Genomic DNA, 26651 nt, shown 5'->3' on the forward strand with positions numbered 1-26651 from the left:
ACGCGGTAATTCGGTGCAAAAAAAGCGGCGCGATGTCACAGCGGCGACATCGGAGCGACGGCTTCGGGGGGCACGACAGGCGTGGTGCCGTTGGCGGCAACCTGGATGCGATCCAGTTCGCGGCGCAGGCGGATGGCCTCGCGGCGGCGGCGCAGCGCGGCAGGCACGGTCAGCAGCAGGCCGAACAGCGCGCCGAGCACGAACACGACCAGCATGACGACGATCAGCGGGACATCCTGGACGACGTAGTCAGCGTAGAACTTCACGGCGACGGGGTCGGTGTTCTTCAAGGCGAACATCAACACCGCAACAAAGACGAGCAATCGCAGGGCCCAGACGAGATAGCGCATGGCGCATGCTCCAGATGATTCGAGACCGTCAATTGTAAGCGACGTCTTCATGACGAGAGAAAAAAAAGCCCCAGGCCGGAGCTTGGCCGGCTAACCCGAAGGCGGGGCGATCGCACAGAACCGGCGCCACAAAAACAAAGCCCCTTGATTTCTCAAGGGGCTTTGTTCGCGGTCCGATCTGCCCGAAGGCAGCCCTGCCTGGCCGACGCGTCAGTGCATGGCGTGCAAACCTGCCATGGAAGACGGCATCGACTCGCTCGATCCGGAGGATTGAGCGTCCTCGTCATTGCCGCCGACCAGGTCCACCCGTTCACGCAATTCCTTGCCCGCCTTGAAGTGCGGCACCTGTTTGCCAGGCACCAGCACCTGCTCGCCGGATTTGGGATTGCGACCGACACGGGGTGACCGTTGCGACAACGAAAAGCTGCCAAAACCGCGGATCTCGATGCGCTGACCCGAGGCCAGGGCCTGAGTCATTGCATCCAGCACGGTCTTGACCGCGTAATCGGTGTCGCGGGCGGCCAGCTGAGGATAGCGGGCCGCCAAGGCGGCGATCAGCTCCGACTTGGTCACGAATTAACCGTCGTTGCGCTGTTGGTCCAGCTTGGCCTTCAGCAGCGCGCCGAGGTTGGTGGTGCCGGACGAAGCGCTGGCATCAGACATGCGCTGGATCGTGTCGGCGGTTTCGGCGTTGTCACGGGCCTTGATCGACAGCTGGATCGAACGCGTCTTGCGGTCGATGTTGACGATCATGGCTTCGATGTTTTCGCCGGCGTTCAGCACGGTGGTGGCATCTTCGACGCGGCCCGAGGAGATCTCGGAAGCGCGCAGGTAGCCTTCAACGTCCACGGACAGCGTGACAACAGCGCCCTTGGCTTCGACGGACTTGATGGTGCCCGGAACAACGGCGCCCTTGTCAAACGTGGCGACGAAGTTGTTGAAGGGGTCGCCTTCCAGCTGCTTGATGCCCAGCGAGATGCGTTCCTTGTCGGTGTCGATGCCCAGAACCACGGCTTCGATTTCGTCACCCTTCTTGAAGTTGCGCACGGCTTCTTCACCAGCTTCCGCCCACGACAGGTCGGACAGGTGAACCAGGCCGTCGATGCCGCCGGGCAGGCCGACGAACACGCCGAAGTCGGTGATTGACTTGATGGCGCCGCGGACCTTGTCACCACGCTTGAAGTTCGTGGCGAACTCTTCCCACGGGTTCTGGCGGCACTGCTTCATGCCCAGCGAAATACGACGACGGTCTTCGTCGATTTCCAGGACCATGACTTCGACTTCTTCGCCCAGGGTCACAACCTTGCGCGGGTCGACGTTCTTGTTGGTCCAGTCCATTTCGGACACGTGGACCAGGCCTTCGATACCGGCTTCGACTTCAACAAACGCGCCGTAGTCGGTCAGGTTCGTGACCTTGCCGAACAGGCGGGTGCCTTGCGGGTAGCGGCGAGCCAGGCCCACCCACGGATCTTCGCCAAGCTGCTTGACGCCCAGGGAGACGCGGCTCTTTTCCTGGTCGAACTTGAGAACCTTGGCTTCGACTTCCTGACCCACTTGCAGGACTTCGGAGGGGTGACGCACACGGCGCCAGGCCATGTCGGTGATGTGCAGCAGGCCATCGATGCCGCCCAGGTCGACGAACGCGCCGTAGTCGGTGATGTTCTTGACCACGCCCTTGACCACGGCACCTTCGTGCAGGGTTTCGAGCAGCTTTTGACGCTCTTCGCCCATGCTGGCTTCCAGCACTTGGCGACGCGACAGCACAACGTTGTTGCGCTTGCGGTCGAGCTTGATGACCTTGAATTCGAGGGTCTTGCCTTCGTACGGGGTGGTGTCCTTGACCGGACGCAGGTCCACCAGCGAACCCGGCAGGAACGCGCGGATGCCGTTGGTCATGACGGTCAGGCCGCCCTTCACCTTGCCGGTGATGGTGCCGGTAACCAGTTCGCCGTTCTCCAGGGCCTTTTCCAGTTGCAGCCAGGCCGACAGGCGCTTGGCGCGGTCACGCGACAGGATGGTGTCGCCGTAGCCGTTTTCCAGGGAATCGATGGCCACCGAGACGAAATCGCCAGGTTGCACTTCGAGCTCGCCCTGGTCGTTCAGGAACTCTTCCAGGGGGATCAGCGCTTCGGACTTCAGGCCGGCGTTGACGACGACGAAATTGTGGTCGACGCGCACGACTTCGGCGCTGATGACCTCGCCGGACTTCATGTCCTGGCTCTTGAGGCTTTGTGCGAAAAGGTCGGCGAAGCTTTCGCCGCCGGTGGCGGTAGTGGAAACGGAAGACATGGGGTTGAAATCCATTGGGCCGAAATGGCCGTTAAGAACACACCGCAGCGGATTGCCCGCCACAGTGGAGTCAAAATACCTGCCGGCTGGCTGACCCTTGCGGGGTGGCCCGTGGGGGAGTCGCCTGGCTTGAGCAGGGCCTAATCAAAAAACTGCTTTAAAACTGCCTGGAGCTTCACTGGTTGGCGTTCTGCCAGAAATCCAGTATTGCCTGCACCGTTTCTGCGATCGTCAGATTGGACGAATCCAGCACGTGTGCATCTGCTGCGGGGGCCAGCGGCGCAGTGGCGCGCCCGGTGTCGCGCGCGTCACGCTCGCGCATATCCCGCAAAAGGTCGTCTAGATTAGCAGAAATTCCCTTTTCGATCAACTGCTTACGGCGCCTCTCCGCCCGGGCGACAACGTCGGCGACCAGGAACACCTTCAGGGACGCGTCCGGGAATACGACGGTGCCCATGTCGCGGCCGTCCGCGACCAGGCCGGGCGGCAGCCGGAAGGCGCGCTGGCGCTCCAGCAAGGCCTGCCGAACGCCAGGGAAAGCCGCCACGCGGGACGCGAAATTGCCCACTTCCTCGCGGCGGATGTCATGACCGGCATCCGCACCCTCAAGGTAGACATGGGGGCCGTCAAAACGCACATCCAGCGTCTCGGCCACGCGCGCCACGGCGGGCTCGTCCTCGGCGGCAACGCCGCGGTTGATGGCGGCCAGCGCGGTCAGCCGGTACAGCGCGCCGCTGTCCAGCACCGCCCAGCCCAGCGCCTTGGCGACGCGATGGGCAACGGTGCCCTTGCCAGACGCGGTGGGGCCGTCGATCGTGATGACCGGGGCCAGGGAAGCGGAGGTTGAAGCTGTCAAAGTCATGGATGCCATGCAGCGCTAGGCCGAAACCAGGCCGGCGTAGACGTCAAAGTAACCCGGGAACGTCTTGCTGACACATCCGGGATCAAGAATGCGGACCGCCGCCGGGCCGAATGCCGCCAGCGAAAAGCACATCGCCATGCGGTGGTCGTCCCAGGTGCCGATATGCGCATCGCGCCAGGCGTCCTGCGCCGGCGGCGTCACGCGCAGCCAATCGGGGCCGGACTCGACCTGCGCGCCCAGCTTTTCCAGCTCGGTCTGCATGGCATGAATGCGGTCCGTTTCCTTGACGCGCCAGCTGCCGATGTTGCGCAGCCGGCAAGGGCCGTCGGCATACAGGGCCAGGGCCGCAGCCGTCATCGCGGCGTCGGGGATCAGGTTGAAATCGGTGTCGAAGGCGCGGAGAAGCTCGCCGTCCGCAACCTGCACGCCCGACACTTCGATCCAATCCGGACCATAGGTGACCTTGGCGCCCATGTCGGCCAGGGTGCTGGCGAACCCCACGTCGCCCTGGATGCTGTCGGCGCCGACGCCGGTCACGCGCACGGGGCCGCCGCCAATGGCGCCCAGCGCGAGGAAATACGACGCCGTCGATGCATCCCCTTCCACCGCGATCTGCCCCGGGCTGCGATAAGCCGCGCCAGCGTCCACAACGAAACGGCTCCAGCCATCCCGCTGCACCAGCACGCCAAAGCGCGCCATCAGGTTGAGCGTGATCTCGATGTAGGGCTTGGAAATCAGCTCGCCCGCGACCTCGATGGTGACGGGCTTGCCGCTGCGCGCGGCCTGCAGCGGCGCGGCCAGCAGCAAGGCGGTCAGGAACTGGCTGGACACCGAACCCTGCACGCGGGTCACGGCGTTTTCAGCGATGTCGCCGCAGCCGATATGCAGCGGCGGATAGCCCGGCTGGCCCAGATAGTCGACGCGTGCGCCCAGCGCGTTCAAGGCGTCGACCAGATCGCCGATGGGGCGCTCGTGCATGCGCGGCACGCCCGACAGCCGGTAGTCGCCGCCCATGAGCGCCAGCGCCGCCGTCAACGGGCGGATCGCGGTGCCCGCATTGCCCATGAAGAGGTCGGCGCTTTCCACCGGGAAGCGGCGCACGCCCTGCACCGTGACACGCCCTGCTTCCAGGTCGGACACCTGCACGCCCAACTGGCGCAACGCGGCCAGCATCACGCGGGTGTCATCGGAGTCCAGCAGGCCGGTGATGACCGTCGTGCCTTCGGCAATGGCCGACAGCAGCAGCACGCGGTTGGAAATGCTCTTGGATCCGGGCAAGGCCATCGTGCCTTGCGCGCGCCGCACGCGCGGCAGATCGAGGTAAGGCAAAGCGCCCATTCAGCTACTCCTTGCGCCAGCCGCGGCGCGCACGCGCCGCCGTGTCCAGCAACGTCAGCAAAGCCTCGCCGTCGCCATCGGCGATGGCGCGTTCGGCACGGTCCAGCACGCCGCGCACGGCGGCCACTTCGGCCAGCATCGCGTCGCGGTTGGACAGAAAGATGTCGCGCCACATCTCGGGCGATCCGGCGGCGATCCGGGTGAAGTCGCGAAACCCGCTGCCCGCCAGTTCCAGCCGAGTCGGGGCGTCGGCGGCCGTGGCCACCTGTTCCATATACACCGACGACAGCAGGTGCGGAAGATGGCTGACCGATGCAAGCACGCGATCGTGCGCGGCGGCGTCCATGTCGATGACGTCAGCGCCGCAGGCTTGCCAGGCCCGGCGCACAAGCGCCAAGGCTGCTGCCCCGTTTTCAGGCACGGGCGTGAGGATGACCGTGCGTCCGCGGTAGAGGCCCGCATCCGCGGCCTCCGGCCCGGTGCGCTCGGCGCCCGCGATGGGATGGCCCGGCACAAACTGGCCAATGCGATCGCCCAGCGCAGCGCGCGCCGCTTCGACCACCTCGGCCTTCGTGCTGCCGCCGTCGGTCAGCACGGCGCCCGGCGAGAGGTGCGGCCGCATCTGCGACAGCACGTTCGTCAGGCCGCCGACCGGCGTGGCCAGCATGATGAGGTCCGCCTGGGCCGCCGCGGCTTCGGCCGTCACAGCCTCGTCGATGAGGCCCAGCGTGACGGCGCGTTCCAGCGACTGCGTATTACGCCCGACGCCCAGCACCTTGCCCACCTGCCCTGCCTGCCGCAAGGCTGCCGCAAATGAACCGCCGATCAAACCGACGCCAACCACGGCCAATACAGGAATCAGGGGGCCCGCGGCCCCCTGATCGGAAGAAGGTAACGCGTCGTTCATGCGGTCAGGATGGCGGTCAGGGCGTCGATGAATCGGGCGTTTTCGTGGGGCAGCCCGATGGACACGCGCAGCCACTCCGGCAGGCCGTCGCCCGCGACGGGACGCACGATGACGCCGCGCTTGAGGAGTTCAAGATTGATGCGCGGCGCGTCGCCCACGTGAACCAGCACGAAGTTGCCGTAGCTGGGCACGTAACGCAGATTCAGCTTATCGAACGCAGCGCAGAGCTGGGCCTTGCCCGCCTTGTTGGAGGCGTAGGCTTCTTCCAGGTAGGCAGCGTCGCCCAGCGCGGCGATGGCCGCGGCCTGGGCCAGCGTGTTGACGTTGAACGGCTGGCGCACGCGGTTGAGCAGGTCGGTCAGGCCGGGCTGCGCAACCGAGAAGCCCACGCGCAGGCCCGCCAGGCCGTACGCCTTGGAGAACGTGCGCGACACGATCAGGTTCGGATAACGGCGCGCCAGCGCGGTGCTGTCGAAGCGGAATTCCGGGTCCAGGTATTCGTTGTAGGCCTCGTCCAGCACGACCGTGACGCGGTCGCCGTGCGCGGCATGCACGCGTTCCAGAAACTCGGCGATCTTCTCGCCCGGCACGAAGGTGCCGGTGGGATTGTTCGGGTTGGCGATGAACACCAGACGCGTGTCGTCGGCGATCGCGTCGAACATTGCATCCAGGTCGTGGCCGTGGTCGACGGCCGGCACCACGATATGGCGCGCGCCGCGCGCCTGCGTGGCCAGGCGGTAGACCGCAAACGAGTGCTGCGCGTACACCGCCGAAGCGCCCGGCTCCAGCAGCGCCAGCGCGGCGATTTCCAGGATGTCGTTCGAGCCGTTGCCCAACGTGATCCAGTTCATCGGCACGCCATAGCGTTCGGCAAGCGCCGCCTTCAGGTCAAAACCATTGGGGTCCGGATAGCGCGCCAGCGATTCGGCGGCGGCCAGCATGGCCGCGCGTGCCGACTTGGGCATGCCCAAGGGATTTTCGTTGGAGGCCAGCTTGACGATGGTTGCCGGATCCAGCCCGAACTCGCGGGCCAGTTCTTCGATCGGCTTGCCAGCCTGGTACGGGGCGATGGCGCTGACGTGCGCGGGGGCAACGAGGGGCTTGGATGCGTGGGTCATGATGAGGGGGTCACTGCGCCGGGTACGAGCCCAGCACTTTGAGGTAGGCAACCTGCGCCTGCAAGGCCGCCAGGGCGCGCTCGACGTTCGGGTCGTTCCGATGTCCCAGGACGTCGACGTAGAAATAGTATTCCCACTGGCCGGTGCGGGCGGGGCGCGACTCGAAACGCGTCATCGACACGCCGTTCGCGGCCAGAGGCGCCAGCATTTCATAGACGGCGCCCGCGCGGTTCGGCACTGCGAGAATCAGGCTGGTCTTGTCCTTGCCGCTAACCAGCGGCTCGATGTTGCCGATCGCCAGGAAGCGGGTGCGGTTGTGCGGGTCGTCCTGGATGCCGGCGGCGACGATCTGCAGGTTCCAGGCGGGCGCGGCCACTTCGCCGGCAATGGCGGCAATGCTCGCATCCGACGCGGCAGCGCGCGCCGCCTCGGAATTGCTGGCCGCGGCCACGCGTTCGACGTCGGGATAGTTGCGCGTCAACCAGCCCTGGCACTGGGCCAGCGCCTGCGGGTGCGCGGAAATGGTCTTGATGCCGTCCATGCCGCCCGATTGCGACATCAGGCAATGACGAATGACGAGCGAACGCTCGCCCAGAATCTTGACCGGGGTGTTCAACAGCAGGTCCAGGCTGCGGTTGACGGCGCCTTCGGTGGAGTTCTCCACTGGCACCATGCCCACGTCTGCCTGGCCGGCCTCGACGGCCCGGAACACCTCGTCGAACGAGGCGCAAGGCAGCTTCTGGACCGCATGGCCAAAATGCTCCAGCGCGGCCTGTTCCGAGAACGAACCCTGCGGCCCCAGGAATGCGACCGTCATGCCGCGTTCCAAGCCCCGGCAGGCGGAGATGATTTCGGTCCAGACCGACGCCACGCCGGCGTTCGGAAACGGACCAGGATTGATCTGCTGCAGGCGGCGGATGACCTCGGCCTCGCGCTCGGGGCGAAGCACCGGGCCATCGGCGTGCGCGGCATGCTTGGCCTCGCCCACTTCCAGCGCGGCGCGCGCGCGCTGCGATAGAAGATCAAGGATCTGCGCATCGAGGTCATCGATGCGCTTGCGCAGGGGAAGCAGCTTGCGCTGCAGCTCGTCATCCATGGCGGCGCTCAAATTCCTTCAGGTACTCGACCAGCGCCGTCACCCCTTCGAGCGGCAGCGCGTTGTAGATGGAGGCGCGCATGCCGCCCACGCTCTTGTGGCCCTTCAACTGCGTGAGGCCCGCTGCCTCGGCGCCCTTCAGGAAGGCGTCGTTGAGCGACTCGTCATGCAGCACGAACGGCACGTTCATGCGCGAACGCACGGGTGCGTGGATGGGGTTGCGGTAGAAACCAGTGCTGTCCAGGTAGCCGTACAGCAGATCGGCCTTGGCCTTGTTGGCCGCTTCCATGCCGGCCACGCCGCCGTTGGCCTTGACCCACTTGAACACCAGCCCCGCGATGTAGATCGCAAAGGTGGGCGGGGTGTTGTAGCGCGAGTGTTCGGCCGCCACGTTGGCGTAATCAAACGCCGAGGGGCAGATCGGCAAGGCTTGCCCAATCAGGTCGCGGCGCGCGATGACCATGGTGACGCCGGCCGGGCCGGCGTTCTTTTGCGCGCCGGCGTACATCATGCCGCAGCGCGACACGTCCATCGGGCGCGACAGGAAATGCGACGAGGCATCGATGACCAGCGGCACGTCGGGCGCGCCGAGATCGGCGGTGTCAGGCCAGTCCAGAAACTCGACGCCGCCGATGGTTTCGTTGCTGCACAGGTGCAGGTAGGCAGATTCCTTGCGCACCTGCCAGGTGTTGGCGGGCGGCACCCAGGTCAGCGGCCCCTGCTCGCGGCCGTCGATCTGGGTGGCGTGGTCGGAACTGGCCGCGATGTGCGTGCTGCCGTAGCGGCCGGCTTCCTTGTACGAACGCTTGGACCAATGGCCCGTCACGACGAAATCCGCGGCGGGCGCGCCGCGGCGTCCCATGAGATTCATTGGGACGATGGCGTTTTCCCCGGAACCGCCGCCTTGCATGAACATGACGGCGTAGTCGGCCGGCAGGCCCAGCAAGTCACGCAGATCGGACTCTGCTTCATCGCAGATCTGCACGAAATGCTTGCCGCGATGGCTCATTTCCATCACGGACATGCCGCTGCCGTGCCAGTCCAGCATTTCTGCAGCGGCTTGCTGCAGCACCACCTCGGGCAAGACCGAGGGGCCAGCCGAGAAGTTCCAGGGGCGGGCCATTATTGCTCCGTAGGTTCCGTCGAATCTGCTGCGTCGCTGCTGTCGTCGCCACCGGTCTGCTGGCCGTCTTCGTCCAGCTCGCCATCATCGTCCGCATCGCTTTCGACGACACGGCGCACGCCGGACAGCGTGCTGCCGTCGTCGACGTTGATCAGCGTGACGCCCTGCGTCGCGCGGCCCATTTCGCGGATTTCCGCGACGCGGGTGCGCACCAGAACGCCGCCGGTGGTGATGAGCATGATTTCATCGGTAGGCGTGACCAGCACCGCGCCCACCACCTTGCCGTTGCGCGAAGTGGTCTGGATGGCGATCATGCCCTTCGTGCCGCGGCCGTGGCGCGTGTACTCCGCGATCGGCGTGCGCTTGCCGTAGCCATTTTCCGTGGCGGTCAGCACCGTCTGCGTCTCGTCGCCGGCGACCAGCAGCGCGATGACCGTCTGCGTGTCCTCGAGCATCATGCCGCGCACGCCGCGGGCGTTGCGGCCCATCGGGCGCACGTCGTTTTCGTCGAAGCGCACGGCCTTGCCTGCGTCCGAGAACAGCATGACATCGTGCTTGCCGTCGGTGAGATCAGCGCCGATCAGGTAGTCGCCATCGTCGAGGTCGACGGCGATGATGCCGGCCTTGCGCGGGTTGGAGAAGTCGGACAGCGGGGTCTTCTTGACCGTGCCGCGCGAGGTCGCCATGAAGACGAAGTGGTCTTCACTGAATTCCTTGACCGGCAGCACCACCGTGATCTTCTCGCCGTCGGCCAGCGGGAACATGTTGACGATGGGCTTGCCGCGCGAATTGCGCGTGCCCTGCGGCACTTCCCAGACCTTCAGCCAGTACACGCGGCCGCGGTTCGAGAAGCACAGCAGGAAGTCGTGCGTGTTGGCAATGAAGAGCTGGTCGATCCAGTCGTTTTCCTTCATGGCCGTCGCCTGCTTGCCGCGTCCGCCACGCTTTTGCGAGCGGTATTCGGACAGCGGCTGGCTCTTGATGTAGCCGCCGTGCGACAACGTCACGACCATGTCGGTCGGCGTGATCAGGTCTTCGGTATCGAGTTCCGTCGCGTTCAGTTCGATTTCCGAACGGCGCGAATCCTTGGCGCCAGTCGAGAACTCGGCCTTGATGGCCTGCAGCTCTTCACTGATGATGGACGTGATGCGCTCGGGACGGGCCAGGATGTCGAGCAGGTCGGCGATCGTGGACATGATGTCCTTGTACTCGCCGACGATCTTGTCCTGCTCCAGCCCGGTCAGGCGTTGCAGGCGCATGTTCAGGATTTCCTGAGCCTGCGTATCGCTCAGGCGATACATGCCGTCGCCCTGAAGACCGAACTCGACGCCCAGGTCGTCCGGGCGGAAGGCCGCGCGGCCGCCAGGCGTGTCGCCATCGGCGCGCGACAGCATTTCGCGCACCAGCGACGAGTCCCAGGACTTCGCCATCAATTCCTGACGGGCGACCGGCGGAGTCGGGGCCGCCTTGATGATCGCGATGAAATCGTCGATGTTGGCCAGCGCCACCGCCAGGCCTTCCAGCACGTGGCCGCGCTCGCGGGCCTTGCGCAACTGGAACACCGTGCGGCGCGTGACCACTTCCCGGCGATGCTGCAGGAAGTAGTCGATCATCTGCTTCAGGTTGAGCAGGCGGGGCTGGCCGTCGACCAGCGCCACCAGGTTCATCCCGAAGGTGTCCTGCAGCTGGGTGTTCTTGTAGAGGTTGTTCAGCACGACCTCAGGCACTTCACCGCGCTTGAGCTCGATGACAAGGCGCATGCCGTCCTTGTCCGACTCGTCGCGGATGTCCGAAATGCCTTCGATCTTCTTGTCGTTGACCAGCTCCGCAATGCGTTCCTGCAGCGTCTTCTTGTTGACCTGGTAGGGAATCGCGTCGATCACGATCGCCTGGCGATTGCCCTTCTCCATGTCTTCGAAGTGCGTCTTGGCGCGCATGATGACGCGGCCGCGACCCGTGCGATAGCCTTCCCGCACGCCGGACATGCCGTAAATGATGCCGCCCGTGGGGAAGTCCGGCGCCGGGATGAGCTCGATCAGCTCATCGACCGTGCACGCCGGATTGCGCAGGCAGTACAGGCAGCCGTCGACCACTTCCTGGAGGTTGTGCGGCGGAATGTTGGTAGCCATGCCCACCGCGATGCCGGAGCTGCCGTTGACCAGCAGGTTGGGCAGGCGCGACGGCAGCAGCAGCGGTTCCTGCTCGCTGCCGTCGTAGTTGGGCCCGAAATCGACGGTTTCCTGGTCGATGTCGGCCAAAAGCTCGTGGGCGATCTTGGCCAGGCGGATTTCGGTGTAACGCATCGCCGCGGCGTTATCGCCGTCGATGGAACCGAAGTTGCCCTGGCCGTCGACCAGCATATAGCGCATGGAGAAATCCTGCGCCATGCGGACAATGGTGTCGTAAACGGACTGGTCGCCGTGGGGGTGGTACTTACCGATGACGTCCCCGACGATACGCGCCGACTTCTTATAGGCGCGATTCCAATCGTTGTTCAGCTCGTGCATCGCGTAGAGCACGCGCCGGTGGACGGGCTTCAAGCCGTCCCGCACATCCGGTAGCGCCCGACCAACGATCACGCTCATCGCGTAATCGAGGTAACTGCGGCGCATCTCTTCTTCCAGCGATACCGGAAGCGTCTCCTTGGCAAAGGAATCCATATATATAACGACAGAACCGTGTAAGGAGGAACCCGAGCCGGGTAAACAGGAAATTCTATCATTCGATTGAGGGACCGGTCCGATGGGCCGCCCCAAGGCTCCGCAAGCGGGCCGCAACGGATCGACCAGAAACGCCGCCCGACCACGCCCATCCGCGCCCTGCAGCCCTGTTGTCAAAAACCAACATGGGAAACGGCAGGAGTGCCGAAAACGTCATATCCAGCATTAATGCGCCTGTCCAGGGAAGCCAAAGGCCCCCAAATGCCTTAAGATTGTTTCCAGCACGCAGGAAACCCAGTAGCTATTCCTTTGAACCAGCTCTTGGCGTTGCTATACTGGCCCCGTTTTCCTGATATGCGGCGGGGGTTCGCTGCGAGTCACTTATCCAGCTTCAAGCTCAACGAGGAGAAACATGAACAAACCCTCCAAATTCGCTCTGGCGCTCGCCTTCGCCGCCGTCACGGCCTCTGGTGTAGCTTCCGCGCAAACCGTGGACAACTGGCGCAACCCGTTCGGTAACGTTTGGAAGAACGGCACGAACGAACTGTGCTGGCGCGATGCCTTCTGGACCCCGGCCACCGGTATCCCCGGTTGCGACGGCGTCCCGGTTGCTCAACAGAAGGCGAAGCCGGCCCCGATGGCGGCAAAGGTCGTGTTCAATGCTGACACGTTCTTCGACTTCGACAAGTCGACCCTGAAGCCCGAAGGCCGCCAGCTGCTGCAGCAAGTCGCTCAGCAAGCCAGCACCATCGATCTGGAAACCATCATCGCCGTCGGCCACACCGACTCGATCGGTACCGAACAGTACAACCAGAAGCTGTCCGAGCGCCGCGCCGCTTCGGTTAAGGCTTACCTGGTCAGCCTGGGCATCGACCCCAACCGTATCTATACGGAAGGCAAGGGCGAACTGCAGCCGATCGCTTCCAACAAGACGAAGGAAGGCCGCGCCCAGAACCGTCGCGTTGAGATCGAAATCGTGGGTAGCCGCAAGTAATTGCCGGACTAGCTACAATAAGGGGGCCTCGCATAGCGAGGCCCTTTTTTTCGCCTGCGATGCACCCATCTGGTGCATCGGCGAGCCCCCTCCTCGCCTAGCGCGCTGGACCCCTCTATATATAGAGCAGCCTTACGCCGGACCGCCCATGAACACGCAAACTCACGACACCGCGCAAGCCTCCGTCAACGCCGATCAGGCCGAAATCGACAAGTTCAGCGCCCTGGCCAGCCGCTGGTGGGACCCCGAAAGCGAGTTCAAGCCGCTGCACGCCATCAATCCCCTGCGGCTGGAATGGATTCAGGAATGCGCGGGCAGCCTGGCCGGCCGCAAAGTGCTGGACGTGGGTTGCGGCGGCGGCATCCTGTCGGAAGCCATGGCCCGTAGCGGCGCCGACGTGACCGGCATCGACCTGGCCGACAAATCCCTGAAGATCGCGCGCCTGCATGGCCTGGAATCGGGCGTGAAGGTGGAGTACCGCAAGGTGCCCGTCGAGGAACTGGCTGCCGAGCAGCCGGGCCAGTACGACGTGGTGACCTGCATGGAAATGCTGGAGCACGTGCCGGATCCGGCATCGATCGTGCGCGCCTGCTCGACCCTGGTAAAGCCCGGCGGCTGGGTGTTCTTTTCCACATTGAACCGCAACGCCAAGTCCTTCGTGTTCGCGATCATCGGCGCGGAGTACGTTCTGCGCCTCCTGCCCCGTGGCACCCATACCTATGACCAGTTCATCAAGCCGAGCGAGCTGTCGGCGGCGGCGCGCGGCGCCGCCCTTGAGCCGGTGAGCATGCGCGGCATGGAATACAACCCGATCACCCAGATCTACTCGCTGTCTTCCGACACTTCGGTCAACTATCTAATGGCTACCCGTAAATGAGCGCCCTGATTCTGTTCGATTTCGACGGCACCCTGGCCGACACCGCCCCCGACCTGGCAGCCGCCGCGAACCGTCAGCGCACCCGCCGCGGCCTGGAGCCGATGGCATACGAAGCGCTGCGCCCCGTGGCATCCCAGGGCGCGCGCGGACTGTTGCGCGTTGCACTGGACCTGCAACCGGGCCATCCGGACTACGAGCCCACCCGCCTGCAGTTCCTGGAAGACTACGCCGCCAGTTCGACGGTGCACAGCAAGTTGTTCCCCGGAATCGAAGACCTGCTGGCCGATATCCGCAACCGTGGCATGTCCTGGGGCATCGTCACCAACAAGGTCACCTACCTGACCTTGCCCATCGTCGAATTCCTGGACCTGACGCGCGACAGCGCCGTGCTGGTCTGCGGCGACACCACCGCCCACGCCAAGCCGCACCCCCTGCCCTTGCAGCACGCCGCGCGCGAAGCGGGCTTTGGGACCGATCGTTGTGTCTACGTTGGCGATGACCTGCGCGATATTCAGGCGGCCCACGCCGCGGGCATGCCCGCCGTGGCCGCGGCCTATGGCTATGTCGGCGAAGACGACAACGTCATTGCCTGGCAGGCGGAAACCTGCGCCAATTCGCCGGCGGAATTGTGGTCCGCCATCGAACCGCTGCTGCCCCGCGACCTACGCTGAGTGCGGAACACGGGCCGCCGACCGGCCCGTCCCGCCGGCGGCCATGCCGATTTTTCCTGAACGGCATCCTCGCTGATTGCACCGCTGCTGCCCGCGATTATTCGGCTCCATTAGTGCGGCTAACCGAACAATCTATCCGGATGCCGGGGGTTTATCCAGCCCGCGAACTCCCCTAAAGTGTGAACCGTGCATCGCGATCCGGGTGGTCCGGATCGCCCCGTTTCCGGCGCATGCCGGCGTTGCTGTCCCTGCGGGCCGTAACGACATCTCCGTGCTGGCGGACCTGCGCGTCCCGCCGCACCGTGCCCCGTCACATTGACGCGGCACACGCCAGACCTTTTGACCTCGCCTTCAACTCCCTGCCCGCGCGGCGCCACCCGGCCTCGCGTCCAAGGAATGCCTATGCTTTTGCCCATCCTGCTACTTTCCGCCGCCGGCTTCACCATTCTGACCACCGAGTTCCTGATCGTGGGCCTGCTGCCCGGCCTTGCCCGCGACCTGGACGTGACCGTATCCCAGGCAGGCCTCTTGGTGACGCTTTTTGCCTTCACGGTAGCGGCGACCGGCCCCCTGCTCACCGCCTTGATGGCCAACATGGAGCGCAAGCGCCTATTCATAGGGGTGTTGGTGCTGTTCGGCCTGTCCAATGCGCTGGCGGCCGTGGCGCCCAATATCTGGGTCATGGCGATCGCCCGCTTTGTGCCGGCGCTGGCCTTGCCCGTGTTCTGGTCGCTGGCTAGCGCCACCGCCGTCGAACTGGTGGGTCCCGCGCGCGCCGGACGCGCCATTTCGACGGTGGCGTTCGGCATCGTGGCCGCCACGGTGTTCGGCATTCCGATCGGTGTGCTGATCTCGGACGCGTTCGGATGGCGCGCCGCGTTCTGGGTGCTGTCGGTGGTGGCGTTTGCCAAGGCCCTGCTCCTGTTCCTGACCTTCCCGAGCACGCGCATCCGCGCCGACAGCGTGCGCCTCGTCACGCAACTGCGCATCCTGCGCAATCCCATGGTGGTGAGCCACGTGCTGCTGTCGCTGCTCGTGTTCACCGGCATGTTCACCGCCTATACCTATTTGGCGGACATGCTGGAGCGGCTGGGCGGGTTCGACGGCAAGACCGTCGGCTGGACGATGATGGCGTTCGGCGCCGTCGGACTGGTGGGCAACACGCTGGGCGGACGCCTCGTGGACCGCAGCCCGCTCGGCGCCACGGCGCTGTTCTCGTCGCTGATGGCCGTTGGATTGGCGTTCGTCGCGCCGGTCATGCAGTCGCACGGCCTGCTGGCTGTCGCGCTGGGAACCTGGGGCATCGCCCAGGCCGCGCTGTTCATCGTTTGCCACGTGCGGCTGATGAAGTCCGCCCCCGAGGCGCCCGCGTTTGCCGCGTCCCTGAACATCTCCGGCGCGAACATCGGTATCGGCCTGGGCGCGGTGGTTGGCGGGCACGTCATCGACCACTACGGCCTGGCGACGCTCGGCGGCGCCGCGGCCGTCATCGTGGCGATTTCCGTGGGCTTGGCCGCGCTGATGATGGCGGCGTCGCGCGGCCGGCGCCAGTCCAAGACGGCGTGCGCCAACGCGGCCTGACGCGATGTCTGTCTCGTCCCAGCCACGCTTTGACCGCCTGGATTTGCAGAATGGCAGGCGACTGCATTTGCAGTACAATGCAAGGTCTTGGGGCCGATCCGGATTCGACGTGGGTCGCGAAACAACTCAGGGCATGCCGAGCACCAGTACGCTCGTTAAACCACTGGAACACTACAAACGCCAACGACGAGCGTTTCGCTCTCGCCGCTTAAGCGGTGAGCCGCTGCACTGATCTGTCCTTGGGTCAGGCGGAGGAAGGCAACTTCCTAGGGGGGTAACCCTCGAACCGCAGCAGCGACATTCACAAGGAATCGATCTGCGCTGGGGTCACACGGCTCAGATTTAAATTACGTGAATCGCTTTGGTCCGGCCTGTCGGTTGGCTAAGTCCAAAGTTAAAACCAAATAAATCGACTACGCATGTAGAACTGGTTGCGGAGGGCTTGCGGACGGGGGTTCAATTCCCCCCGGCTCCACCAAATTCCGTTCAGCAACGTCAGCTGAAACCAAAAATCCTCAAGGGTGCAGACCCTTGAGGATTTTTTTCGTCTGGATCACTGCCGGTTGACCCAGTCCTGCGCGCCCTCGATAAACCACGGCAGATTCAGGCGTTCGCCCTCGCCCGACTGGATCGTCAGGCGCTGACCCGACGGGTTGGTATTGGCGTTCGACGGCGCCGGCGAATCCAGCGGCCGGCTGCGGTAGTCCACGTTGCCTCGCGGTTGCTGCGGCGTATCCGCGCAGGCGGCGAGGGACGCGATGGCTGCCCCGGCGAGGACGAGGCGCAGCGCTGCGTGATGAATCTTCATGGTGTTCAAGTTCCTGCTGGCGGCACAGGCCGGCGTGCCGGGCGATAAGGCCTTCCCCGTACCTTACTCGCATTGGGCTGCCGGCGTCAGCCTGCCCCGCCCCCGCTTCAGAACTGGTACTTCAACGTCAGCATCGCGTGGCGCGTCGGCGCGTAGATGCCGGTGTAGAAAGTCGTGTCCAGACCCTGCAGGTATTTCTTGTCAAACACGTTGTTCAGATTCAGCGTGGCCGACAACTGGCGGTTGAAGTCGTAGCGCGCCATCAGGTTGGCGACGGCGTAGGCGGGCTGCTCGCCCTTGAGAGTGACGCCCGGCAAGGACCAGGTGGTGGCGCTGTAGTAGATGCGGCTCTGCCAGTTGACGCCGCCGCCCACCGTCAGGCGGTGCCAGTCGCCGGGCAGGCGGTAGGTGGTCCACAGCTTGGCCATGTGGCGCGGGAAGATGGTGCGGATGGTCCCGCCCTCGCCGTCCTTGGTGATGCTGTAGCTGTAGCTCAGCGCGGCTTGCCAGCCGGGGGCCAGTTCGCCGTTGAGCTCGACATCCAGGCCCGACGTTTTGGCGCCGCTGACGGCACGGTACGCCGGCTCTCGCACGGTGCCGGGCACGAACTGACCTTCGTCGACTTCGGCGAGGTTGTCCTGGCGGATCTGATAGAGCGCGATGGCGCTGCTCAGGCGGCCGCCGAAGTAGTCGCTCTTCAAGCCGATTTCGTAGTTGTCGCCGGTGCGCGGGTCCAGCACGTTGCCGTCGCGATCGCGGGCGCTTTGCGGCTTGAAGATGCTGGTGTAGCTGGCGTAGACGGAATGCTGGTCGTTCAGGTCGTAGACGACGCCCGCGTAGGGCGTGACGACGCCGCTTTCGCTCATCTCTGTGATCTTGTTGTTCCGCGCCAGCGCGGGCGACGTGTAGATCTGCGAGAGCTTGTAGCGGTAGTTGCTGACGCGCGCGCCCACGATGACGGCGAGATCGTCCGTGGGTTTCAGGCGCAGCGCGGAATAGACGCCCTGCTGCTTTTGCCAGCCGTCGTAGTCCATGAGCTTCTGGCCCGTCACGGTGGGCCCTGCGGTTTCGTTATCCCAGTCGTAGACGTTGACCGGGCGACCTTCGATGCCGGCGCCGGACATCGGCTCGTGGTAGTTCTTGAATTCCGCCCAGTTCATGCCCACGACGAACTCGTGCTTTCTGCCCCAGAGCTCGAACGGTCCGGCCGCCTGCACGTCGAAACCGGACTGGCGCTGGCGGGCGCTGCCCAGGCCGCCGTAAAACTGCACGCCGTCGCCCGTGTTGCGTTCGACGAAGCCCCAGCTCGCGTTCGCGGATGAGAACTCGCGCTCGCCATACAGGTAGTTGCCCGAGAACTTGAGCTTCCAGTCGTTGGCGAACTTGTGCTCGAGGTTCAGGAAGGCGTTGTAGACCTGGATTTCATTGGTGTTCCAGCGTGCGCCCGCGTTGTCGGACGCCTTGAAGTCGGTCTGCTGGCCGTCGGTGTAGAAAAGCGGCAGGCCGGTCGACGACTGTCCGCGCGGATCGTTCTTCTGGTAGTCCAGCCCCGCCGTCAACAGCGTGTTGGGCGTGAGATCGGCCTCAAGCACGCCGTAGAGGACCGTCTTGTTTTCCTTGTAGTAGTCGATGTAGGTGTTGCCCTGCTCGTGCGCGGCGACGAAACGGCCGCGCAAGGTGCCGGCGTCGTTGATCGGGCCGCCCACGTCCAGTTCGCCGCGCCCGCGGCCCCAGGTGCCTGCGCCCAGACTGGCGTAGCCCTGGAATTCGCGCGTGGGCTTCTTGCGGATGAGGTTGACGGTGCCCGAGGGATCGCCCGCGCCCGTCATCAGGCCCGTGGCGCCGCGCAGGACTTCGACCCGGTCATAGATGGCCAGGTCCGTCTGGCTCTGCGGGATGTTCTGCGACACGATGTCGGTCGCGGTAAGGACGCCATCGAACTGGTAGTTGTCGATGTTGTAGCCGCGCGAAAGCACGGAGAACCGGCTGGCGCCGATGTTCTGCACCGAAATGCCCGGGGTGCGGTCCAGCAGCGCCTCGATGCTGTCGACGCCCTCGTCCTCGATGCGCTGGCGCGTCATGACGCTGATGGTCTGCGGCGTCTCGCGCTGCGTGAGCGGCAGGCCGGTGGCGAAGGACAAGGGGCCGGTCATGGCGTAGCTGTGCGAACCCTCCGTCGGGCCGAATCCGTCGGCTTGCACGGTGACGGGCGCCAGCGTGGCGACGCCGGCGGGCGCCGCGCGGTGCAGCACATAGCTGCCGCCATCTGCCGGTGACGCGGCCAGGCCGGTGCCGGCCAGCAAGGCGTTCAACGCGGCGCGCGGGTCCAGGTCGCCCGACACGCCCGGGCTCTGCTTGCCCTGCGCAAGCTCGCCGGCGCCGGCGACCAGCACGCCCGATTCGCTGGCAAAGCGCGCGAGCACCGTGCTCAACGGGCCAGCCGGAATGTCGTAATGCCGCGTTGCGGCGGCGGCGGATTGTTGAGCCGCCGCGGGCTGCGCTGCGGCGTCCGGCGCGTCGACGGCCAGGACCGCCACGCCGCCCGCGATCGCCAATTGCACGAGACGCGCCGTGCAGGTCAGGCGGGATCTGCCCGCCGAGCGGCGGAATGAGTGGGGCGGCCGCGGGGCGGCAAGGACTGAATGACGGGGCATGACGAACGGAGTTCCGATGAGGTTTATCGACGAGCCGTGCGATTGGATTCGCTCTCATTAGGGGAATCGAACGAGAACCTCAAAAGCGGAACCGGGAGGGGAAGAATTTTTTGCGATGCCGCGCCAATCGCGATGCAGCGCGGACGGGCGGGTGGCGGGAAAAGGTGAGGATCGCGTCAACGGCTGTCGAGCGCACCGCCTCTTGGCTGAATGCTGATCCACCACGGCAAGGTCCGCTGGATGCGGATGGGCAGAACGGCTTCGAGCATGGCCAGCGCCCGATCGGGGTCGGTGGCCGGATAACTGCCGATGACCGGCAGGTTGGCGATCTCGGGCGCCACGCGCAGCACACCGCCGCGATAGCGCTGCAGTTCACTGGCCACGTCCGCCAGCGGCGTGTTGTTGGTGACCAGGATGCCGCGCGACCAGGCTTCGCGCGCGGGGTCGGCGGATTGCGTAGCGGCCAGCGTTGCGTCGGTGAAGCGCGTCTGCTCGCCCGTCTGCACGACGCGGATGCTGCCCGTGACGACGGTGCGGGCCTCGACGGCGCCCTTGTAGACCGCCACAAGTGTCTCGTCGCCGTCGAGCCGAACCGTGAATCGCGTGCCGAGGGCGCGCAATCTACCCTGCGGGGTATCGACGACAAACGGGCGTGCGGGATCGGCCGCGGTCTGTATCAGTATTTCGCCCGCCAACAGGCGAAGCCGGCGCAGGCCATCGCTGTAATCCTCGTCGAAGGCGCTGCCGGTGCCGAGCCAGACGATGGACCCGTCGGCCAGTTCGATGCGCCGGACCTCACCGGTGGCGCTGCGGTGATCGGCCGCCCAGGCCAGCACCACGCCGGGCAAGGGCGTAAGGCGCCATGCCGCCAGACCGGACAGGCCCGTGCCGGCCAGCGCCGCCAGGCCGAACAGCATCTGACGCCGCCGCGCCATGCGGCTATTGGCCGCGCAATAGCCCTTGGCCGCGGCGTCGCGGCCGGGGCTGGACTGGACGGGTTGGAATTGGCTGCTGATGCGCTCGACGTAGCTCCAGGCGGTCCGATTCTCCTGCGCGCGTTCAAGCCAGCTCTGCCAGCGCCGGCGCTCGTCGGCCGTGGCCTCGCCGGAGCGCAGCAGCGCAAACCATTCGGCAGCCTGCTCAAGCGCCTGGTGCGTGGGTTCGACGGCGGATTGCAAGGAGGTCATGCCGCGCCTCGTGACTGGATATCCGGGCGCGTCATGCCGAACCGGTTCCCACGGGCGTGGCCGGAGGCACAAGGATCGGCGGTTCGGTGACCACCGACCGCGCTTCCAGCATCAGGCAGTGCAGCATGGCTTGGGCGACGTACTTGCGGACCATCCGGGTGGACACGCCCAGCTCCTGCGCCACTTCCTTGTCCGACATCTCGCAGGCGACCGCCATGACGAATGCGTTGGCGGCCTTCACCGGCATGCTGCGCAGCATGCCGTCGATTTCCAGCAATGCCTGGATGACGATGACCTGATGCTCGGCAGACGGGGCCAGGGCCTCTGGCCGCGCGGCAAGCTCTTCCAGCCACATCTGCTCGATCTGACGGCGCCGCCACAGGTCCACGCACATGCCGTTGGCCATGGCGCGCAGATAAGCCCGAGCCTCGGGCGCGCTGTCGAAGCGGCGGGGTTTCTGAATGAGGCGCACGAAAGCGTCGTGCGCGAGGTCGGCCGCGTCACACGAATTGCCCAGGCGACGGCGCAGCCACCCATGAAGCCATCCGTGATGGTGGGTGTACAGGGATTCGATTTGTGAGGACGGCGTGTCGCTGGCCACGGCGGAAGTAGGACCTCGAGCCATCCTGGGACGCCCGGAAATCTAAATAAGAATTACTCGTGATTATCCGCACAACGGCCCTGTTTTGCAATGCGGCATTTCCGCGGGCATGAAGCGGTGCATTCAACGCCCTGCGTTCATAACGGAAATTTATTGTTTCGTGCTTTATCTTGGCAGTTGTAACAGCCGCGCCTGATTTGACCCCAAATTTCAGATAAAGCGCGTGCCTCCCCTGCAGCGCTATTGCGCGAGGAGTTCTCCACGGAGCGAATGGCTCCCGAGAAGCTCGATATATTTCGACACATATTACGAATGCTTTCAAGACAAAATAGCCGCACGAAAATGCCACCGGCGCTGGGGGCCAATTCCGCCATGAAAGTCTTGTCGATATTCGGCACGCGGCCCGAAGCCATCAAGATGGCCCCGCTGGTCACCGCGTTGCAGAACGAGCCGCAGATCCAGAGCGTGGTCTGCGTAACCGGGCAACACCGGGAAATGCTGGACCAGGTGCTGGCGCTCTTCGAATTGAAGGCGCAGCACGACCTGGACATCATGGTGCCCAACCAGACGTTGAACGGCCTGTACGCCCGCCTGATCAATCGCGTGGACGGCGTGCTTGAGGCGGAGAAGCCGGATTGCGTGCTGGTGCACGGCGACACGAGCACGGCGTCGGCGTGTGCGCTGGCTTCGTTTCACCGGCGCGTGCGCATCGGTCACGTCGAGGCCGGGCTACGCACCGGCAACCTGGCGATGCCGTTTCCCGAGGAAATGAACCGGCGCGTCGTCGACGCGATCGGCGACCTGCTGTTTGCGCCCACCGCGGAGTCGCGCGGCAATCTCTTGCGCGAAAACCTGGCGGGCAGCATCACGGTGACCGGCAATACGGTGATCGACGCCCTGGCGATGACATGCGCCAAGCTGACCGCCGGCAGCGCACTGACCCGCATGCTGCAAACCCGCTACGCGTGGCTGGATCCGAACCGCCGGCTGCTGCTGGTGACGGGCCACCGGCGTGAGAGCTTTGGTGAGGGCTTCCGCAATATCTGCGCGGCGCTGGCCGATCTGGCGCGGCGCGCGGACCTGCAGATCGTGTACCCGGTCCACCTGAATCCCCAGGTGCGCGGCGTCGTGATGGCGGAGCTGTCCGGACTGCCCAACGTGCACCTGATCGACCCGCTGGATTACCTGGATTTCGTGTGGTTCATGCAGCGCTCGCACCTGATCCTGACCGACTCGGGCGGGGTTCAGGAAGAGGCGCCGTATCTGGGCAAGCCCGTGCTGGTGATGCGCGACGTCACCGAGCGGCCTGAAGCGGTGCGCGCGGGCACGGTGGCGCTGGTGGGCACCGATACGCGCCGCATCGTCACCGAGGTCAACCGCCTGCTCGATGACCCCGCGCTGCACGGGGCCTTCTCGCGGCGGATCAATCCGTACGGCGACGGCAAGGCCAGCCAGCGCATTGTCGATGCGCTCTGCGGCCGCGCCGTATCGGAATTCTCGCCCCACGCCGCCCCCTCCTCTCTCTGACTTCTGACGCGATGCCTATCTTGCCTGGAGCTTTCATGCCCTCCTCCTTACTAGCCACCGATGTCCGTACGTTGTGCCGCGCCCTGGTCGCGGCGGGGCTGCTGGCGCCGCTGGCCGCGCTGGCCAGTCCGGCCGGCGACGCGCTGCGCCGGCTGCAGAGCGACGACATGGTGACGCGCAGCACCACGCTGGAAGACCTGGGCATCAAGGAGCCTGTGGTCCTGTCCAACAGCGATGCGCGGCAGGAGTTTTACCTGCCGGTGCCGCGCGGCGTGCCGGTCACGGACGCGCGGCTGGACTTCGACGCGCGCTACACCAAGGGCGAACCGGGCCGGACCAGCATGGTGCTGTGGCTGGACGGCGTGCCGCAGACCGCGCAGCGCATCGCCGATGGCGAAGGCTCGGCCAGCCGGACGCTCGCCGTGGAACGTCGCACACGCGATTCGGGATTCCTGCGCGTGGGCGTGGACTGGCAGTCCGACATCGCGCTGCGCCACTGTGAAAGCAACCGCGCCACGGGCAATGCCCTGACGATCTCGCCGCAGACGCGGCTGAGCTACCGCTATGACGCCTCGGCGATCAACAGCCTGGACGATGCCTGGGGCTCGCTGCCCGGCAAACCCGTGCTGATGGTCGCCAGCCGCAAGCTGGACCAGCAGGCTTTCGACAGCGCCTGGCGCCTGGGCGTGGCAATGGAGCGCAGCGGCAAGCGCGTGGCGGTCAGGGCCTTCCCGGCGGTGGGCGAAGAGGTCGACACGCGCGGTCTGCAGGCCCCGGCCGGTCTGGGACAGGTGCCGGCATTTGCCGCGCTGGCCGGCAAGGAAACGCACAAGCTCGCCAACCCTGCGGAGATCGGCGCCCTACTGGTGATGGGCGCGCCCGCCGTTGCCGGGGACGTGGTCATTGCCGATGCCGCACTGAGCACGCAATACAACGCCGCGCTGGACGCGTTGCAGGCGCAGCTTGCGTCCGATCCCGATGCGGCGGACGCCTTCAAGGCTTGGCGGCAAGAGCGCATGCCGCTGGCGGGCGCCGGCCTGGCGTCCAAGGAGATCCGCCTGGTGTCCCTGGGCCGTCAGGCGGTGATTGCCGTGGCGGCCGACGCGGGCGCGCAAGGCGCCGGCGTTTTCGACTCGGCTTGGCGCCGCATCCTGGCCAGCCGCCAGGTGCAGGTGCAGACCGCCCTCCCCCCGCAGTCCATGCAGGATGGCGGCGTGCGCCTGTCGACGCTCGGCGGCTCGTCGGCGAGCTTCGACGTGGTGGCGCGCGGCGACTGGAACGCGTCGTTCCCGCTGGCCGCCGTGACCACCGACGGCCGCGTGCCGGATGAACTGGTCATGGATGTGGCGGCGGCGCCCGGGGCCTCGTCGACGCGGCCGGTGGCGTCCGTCTTCTGGAACGGCATTCTGCTGGGCGCCAAGCAACTGGAGGCCGACGGCCGGCCCGAGCGGCTGACGGCGCGCGTGCCGGGCTATGCGCTGGGCGTGACGAACGCGGTGCGCGTGACCTTCCAGCGCCAACCCGTGTCGGTGGATTGCAACGAGATTCCGCAGGGCTATCCCGTGAACGTACTGCCGACCAGCTACGTGAAGCCCGGCAAGGCGCAGCCCGACGGCACCTTCGTGGGCCTCTTGCCGCTGATGGCAGGGTCGCCGCAGGTGCTGATTCCGGACAGCTATCTGGCCGACGCGCCCGACAACATCAAGCGCGTCATCGGCATCGCCGCGGCCAGCGGCGTGTCGGCCACGCGCGCCGAGCTGTCGGTGTCGCCCGCCGGCCAGGCCGTCAAGCCCGCCCGCGCGTTTCTGGCGATGGAGCTGCCGGTCGACGGCGCCAAGCCCGCCGTCAAGGTCACGGCACGCAAGCAGCTTCAGGTGGCCGGCAAGGACACGACGTTGCTGGACATCTCCGGACTCACGCAACTGAGCACTGCGGAAGTCGTCAGCGCGGGCGGCCAGGACGGCGTGCTGTGGCACACGCTGGGCGAGCAGCCCGGCATGACCGATGCGCCCTTTGTGCTGAATCGCGGCAACATCGCCATCATCGGCGCGGCGGGGCCTGTTGCGTGGATCGACAGCGCCAATCCTGACGCGAGTCATCCGCCCGGCGCCGGAGAAAGCGCCTTCTTCGAGTGGCGGCGCTACATCTCGTGGAGCGTGCCGGCCATCAGCATCAGCCTGCTGGTGCTGCTGCTGTTCCTGATCTTTGCCATGCGCGTCAGCCGCAGAAAGCGCAAGGATCCCCAATAAGGCCACGGCGTCATGTCCTCGCTCTACTGGCCCTACCTGATCGCGGATTACTACCGCGGGCTGGAGGTTGTGACCGCCGTCGTCGGCGTGATCATCCTCCTGTCCAGCCTGGATGACCTGTTCATCGACGGCTGGTACTGGGTGCGCGAGCTGTGGCGGTCGCTGACCATCAAGCGCCGCTACACGCCGCTGACCGCCGCGCAGCTCCGCGCCAAGGAAGAGCAGCCGCTTGCGATCATGGTGCCGGCCTGGCTGGAGTACGACGTGATCGCGTCGATGCTGGAAACCATGGTGTCGACGCTGGAATACAAGAACTACATGATCTTTGCCGGCACCTACCAGAACGACGAGCGCACGATCAACGAAGTGGAGCGGATGCGGCGGCGCTACCGCCAACTGGTCCGCGTGGAGGTGCCGCATGATGGCCCGACCTGCAAGGCCGACTGCCTGAACTGGATCGTGCAGGCGATCTTTGCGCAGGACGCCAAGCAGCCCGTGCCCTTTGCCGGCGTGATCCTGCACGATAGCGAAGACGTGCTGCATCCGCTGGAGCTGAAGTACTACAACTACCTGCTGCCGCGCATCGACTTCATCCAGTTGCCGGTCACGTCGCTGGAGCGCCATTGGTACGAGCTGGTGGCGGGCACCTACATGGACGAATTCGCGGAGTGGCACACCAAGGATCTGGTGGTGCGCGAGAGCCTGTCGAAGATGGTGCCGTCGGCCGGCGTGGGCACGTGCTTTTCGCGCCGCGCGCTGGTGGAGCTGGCGGCCGAGACGAACAATCAGCCGTTCAACACCGACACGCTGACCGAGGACTACGACATCGGCGCGCGGCTCGCCCAGCGCGGCATGCGCCAGATCTTCGGCAAGTTCCCGGTCGAGTACGTGACGCGGCGCCAATCGTGGTTCGGCCTGGGCAAGGAACAGGTCGCGCGCCTGCGCATGCCGCTGGGCGTGCGCGAATACTTTCCCAACACCTTCCGCACCGCTTACCGGCAAAAGGCCCGCTGGACGCTGGGCATCGGGCTGCAGGGCTGGCAGCAGGTGGGCTGGACGGGGTCGCTCGCGACCAAATACCTGCTTTTCCGCGATCGCAAGGGCTTGGTGACGTCCTTCATCGCCATCCTGGCCTATGTGCTGCTGGCCAACTTCTTCGTCTTTTATCTGGCCGACCTGTTTGGCTGGTGGACCGTGTACTACCCCTCGTACTTCCGGCCCGGCGGCTGGCTGGTGACACTGATGTGGGCCAATGCCGTCGCGCTGCTGCTGCGCGTGGTGCAGCGCGCGTACTTCGTCGGCCGGATGTACGGCTGGGAGCATGCGCTGCTGTCGATTCCGCGGATGATCGTCGGGAACTTCATCAATGCCATGGCGGCGGCGCGAGCGTGGCGGCTGTTCATCGGCCACCTGATCTCGGGCAAGCGGCTGGCGTGGGACAAGACCATGCACGACTTCCCGTCCACCGATCAGTTGGCGCAGCAGCGCCAACGCCTGGGCGAGCTGCTGCTGTCGTGGCAAGCCATTGACCAGTCCACGCTGGAGCAGGCGCTGGAGATCCAGGCGCGCGAGAAAAAGCCGCTGGGCCAGATCCTGACGGAACAGGGCTGGCTGGACGAAGGCACGCTGCACGAAGCCATCCAATTTCAACAGGCCGGACAAGGCGAGCCGCCGGCCGCGCCCGACACCAAACCTTCGACCCCATGATGTCCTTTCCTCGCTCGCTCGTTCTGTCCGCGGCCCTGGCCTGCGCCTGGGC

General features: G+C 65.6%; 21 protein-coding genes and 1 other RNA gene. 8 read left to right on the forward strand and 14 right to left on the reverse strand.

Annotated elements, in window-relative coordinates; genetic code table 11:
• Window positions 1-35: 35 nt before the first annotated feature.
• The 10 genes from AC6LJW_RS10690 to gyrA all read right to left on the reverse strand — a co-directional run bounded on the left by AC6LJW_RS10690 (window position 36) and on the right by gyrA (window position 11743).
• The gene (locus AC6LJW_RS10690; protein ID WP_498087220.1) at window positions 36-350 is read right to left on the reverse strand and encodes a LapA family protein; all 315 of its coding nucleotides are present in this window, start codon (window positions 348-350) and stop codon (window positions 36-38) included.
• Window positions 351-560: 210 nt separating this feature from the next.
• On the reverse strand, window positions 561-923 hold the full coding sequence (locus AC6LJW_RS10695) for an integration host factor subunit beta (protein ID WP_008164033.1): 363 nt from the start codon (window positions 921-923) through the stop codon (window positions 561-563).
• 3 nt (window positions 924-926) lie between these two features.
• Entirely contained in the window at window positions 927-2639 is a 1713-nt protein-coding gene (gene rpsA, locus AC6LJW_RS10700) for a 30S ribosomal protein S1 (protein WP_056569428.1), read from the reverse strand.
• 175 nt (window positions 2640-2814) lie between these two features.
• Entirely contained in the window at window positions 2815-3495 is a 681-nt protein-coding gene (gene cmk / locus AC6LJW_RS10705) for a (d)CMP kinase (RefSeq protein ID WP_369818985.1), read from the reverse strand.
• 21 nt (window positions 3496-3516) lie between these two features.
• Window positions 3517-4839 (reverse strand): 3-phosphoshikimate 1-carboxyvinyltransferase, encoded by a 1323-nt coding sequence (aroA, locus tag AC6LJW_RS10710; RefSeq protein WP_498087221.1) that lies wholly within the window; start codon window positions 4837-4839, stop codon window positions 3517-3519.
• A 4-nt stretch (window positions 4840-4843) separates the two neighbouring features.
• Window positions 4844-5746: a prephenate dehydrogenase gene (locus AC6LJW_RS10715; RefSeq protein WP_056567649.1), complete on the reverse strand. Its 903-nt coding sequence runs from the start codon at window positions 5744-5746 to the stop codon at window positions 4844-4846.
• On the reverse strand, window positions 5743-6864 hold the full coding sequence (hisC, locus tag AC6LJW_RS10720; RefSeq protein ID WP_498087222.1) for a histidinol-phosphate transaminase: 1122 nt from the start codon (window positions 6862-6864) through the stop codon (window positions 5743-5745). Before hisC ends, AC6LJW_RS10715 begins: the two co-directional genes overlap by 4 nt.
• A 10-nt stretch (window positions 6865-6874) precedes the next feature.
• Window positions 6875-7960, reverse strand: a complete 1086-nt coding sequence (gene pheA, locus AC6LJW_RS10725; protein ID WP_056567654.1) for a prephenate dehydratase — start codon at window positions 7958-7960, stop codon at window positions 6875-6877.
• The gene (serC, locus tag AC6LJW_RS10730) at window positions 7953-9083 is read right to left on the reverse strand and encodes a 3-phosphoserine/phosphohydroxythreonine transaminase (protein WP_498087223.1); all 1131 of its coding nucleotides are present in this window, start codon (window positions 9081-9083) and stop codon (window positions 7953-7955) included. Before serC ends, pheA begins: the two co-directional genes overlap by 8 nt.
• Window positions 9083-11743, reverse strand: a complete 2661-nt coding sequence (gene gyrA, locus AC6LJW_RS10735) for a DNA gyrase subunit A (protein WP_498087224.1) — start codon at window positions 11741-11743, stop codon at window positions 9083-9085. The genes serC and gyrA overlap by 1 nt, the downstream gene beginning before the upstream one ends.
• Window positions 11744-12155: 412 nt before the next feature.
• On the opposite strand from gyrA, the gene ompA reads away from it, so the two are divergent.
• From ompA to ssrA, 5 genes are all read left to right on the forward strand, one after another.
• On the forward strand, window positions 12156-12737 hold the full coding sequence (ompA, locus tag AC6LJW_RS10740; protein ID WP_056322232.1) for an outer membrane protein OmpA: 582 nt from the start codon (window positions 12156-12158) through the stop codon (window positions 12735-12737).
• Window positions 12738-12885: 148 nt separating this feature from the next.
• Window positions 12886-13614 (forward strand): bifunctional 2-polyprenyl-6-hydroxyphenol methylase/3-demethylubiquinol 3-O-methyltransferase UbiG, encoded by a 729-nt coding sequence (gene ubiG / locus AC6LJW_RS10745; RefSeq protein WP_056567660.1) that lies wholly within the window; start codon window positions 12886-12888, stop codon window positions 13612-13614.
• Complete coding sequence (locus AC6LJW_RS10750; RefSeq protein ID WP_056567664.1) at window positions 13611-14285, forward strand: HAD-IA family hydrolase; 675 nt, start codon at window positions 13611-13613, stop codon at window positions 14283-14285. The genes ubiG and AC6LJW_RS10750 overlap by 4 nt, the downstream gene beginning before the upstream one ends.
• 402 nt (window positions 14286-14687) lie before the next feature.
• Entirely contained in the window at window positions 14688-15866 is a 1179-nt protein-coding gene (locus AC6LJW_RS10755) for an MFS transporter (RefSeq protein ID WP_498087225.1), read from the forward strand.
• Between the two features lie 89 nt (window positions 15867-15955).
• Window positions 15956-16344: a transfer-messenger RNA gene (gene ssrA, locus AC6LJW_RS10760) on the forward strand.
• Window positions 16345-16419: 75 nt separating this feature from the next.
• On the opposite strand, the gene AC6LJW_RS10765 is transcribed toward ssrA, so the two are convergent.
• From AC6LJW_RS10765 to AC6LJW_RS10780, 4 genes are all read right to left on the reverse strand, one after another.
• Window positions 16420-16674, reverse strand: a complete 255-nt coding sequence (locus AC6LJW_RS10765; protein WP_498087226.1) for a hypothetical protein — start codon at window positions 16672-16674, stop codon at window positions 16420-16422.
• Between the two features lie 107 nt (window positions 16675-16781).
• Window positions 16782-19235, reverse strand: a complete 2454-nt coding sequence (locus AC6LJW_RS10770) for a TonB-dependent siderophore receptor (RefSeq protein ID WP_427987176.1) — start codon at window positions 19233-19235, stop codon at window positions 16782-16784.
• A gap of 269 nt (window positions 19236-19504) precedes the next feature.
• Entirely contained in the window at window positions 19505-20515 is a 1011-nt protein-coding gene (locus tag AC6LJW_RS10775; RefSeq protein WP_498087227.1) for a FecR domain-containing protein, read from the reverse strand.
• Window positions 20516-20546: 31 nt separating this feature from the next.
• Window positions 20547-21140, reverse strand: coding sequence for a sigma-70 family RNA polymerase sigma factor (locus AC6LJW_RS10780; protein ID WP_056567677.1), 594 nt, complete (start codon window positions 21138-21140; stop codon window positions 20547-20549).
• Window positions 21141-21488: 348 nt separating this feature from the next.
• Between AC6LJW_RS10780 and wecB the strand changes: the two genes are divergently transcribed.
• Genes wecB through AC6LJW_RS10795 form a run of 3 tightly spaced genes read left to right on the forward strand, consistent with a single transcriptional unit; the run spans window position 21489 to window position 26599 of the window.
• Window positions 21489-22643: a non-hydrolyzing UDP-N-acetylglucosamine 2-epimerase gene (gene wecB, locus AC6LJW_RS10785; RefSeq protein ID WP_056567679.1), complete on the forward strand. Its 1155-nt coding sequence runs from the start codon at window positions 21489-21491 to the stop codon at window positions 22641-22643.
• Between the two features lie 35 nt (window positions 22644-22678).
• Complete coding sequence (locus tag AC6LJW_RS10790) at window positions 22679-24892, forward strand: cellulose biosynthesis cyclic di-GMP-binding regulatory protein BcsB (RefSeq protein ID WP_498087228.1); 2214 nt, start codon at window positions 22679-22681, stop codon at window positions 24890-24892.
• A gap of 12 nt (window positions 24893-24904) precedes the next feature.
• Entirely contained in the window at window positions 24905-26599 is a 1695-nt protein-coding gene (locus AC6LJW_RS10795) for a glycosyl transferase family protein (RefSeq protein WP_056567684.1), read from the forward strand.
• Window positions 26600-26651: the final 52 nt, after the last annotated feature.

The sequence above is a fragment of the Achromobacter sp. 1012554356 genome (genome assembly GCF_059760815.1).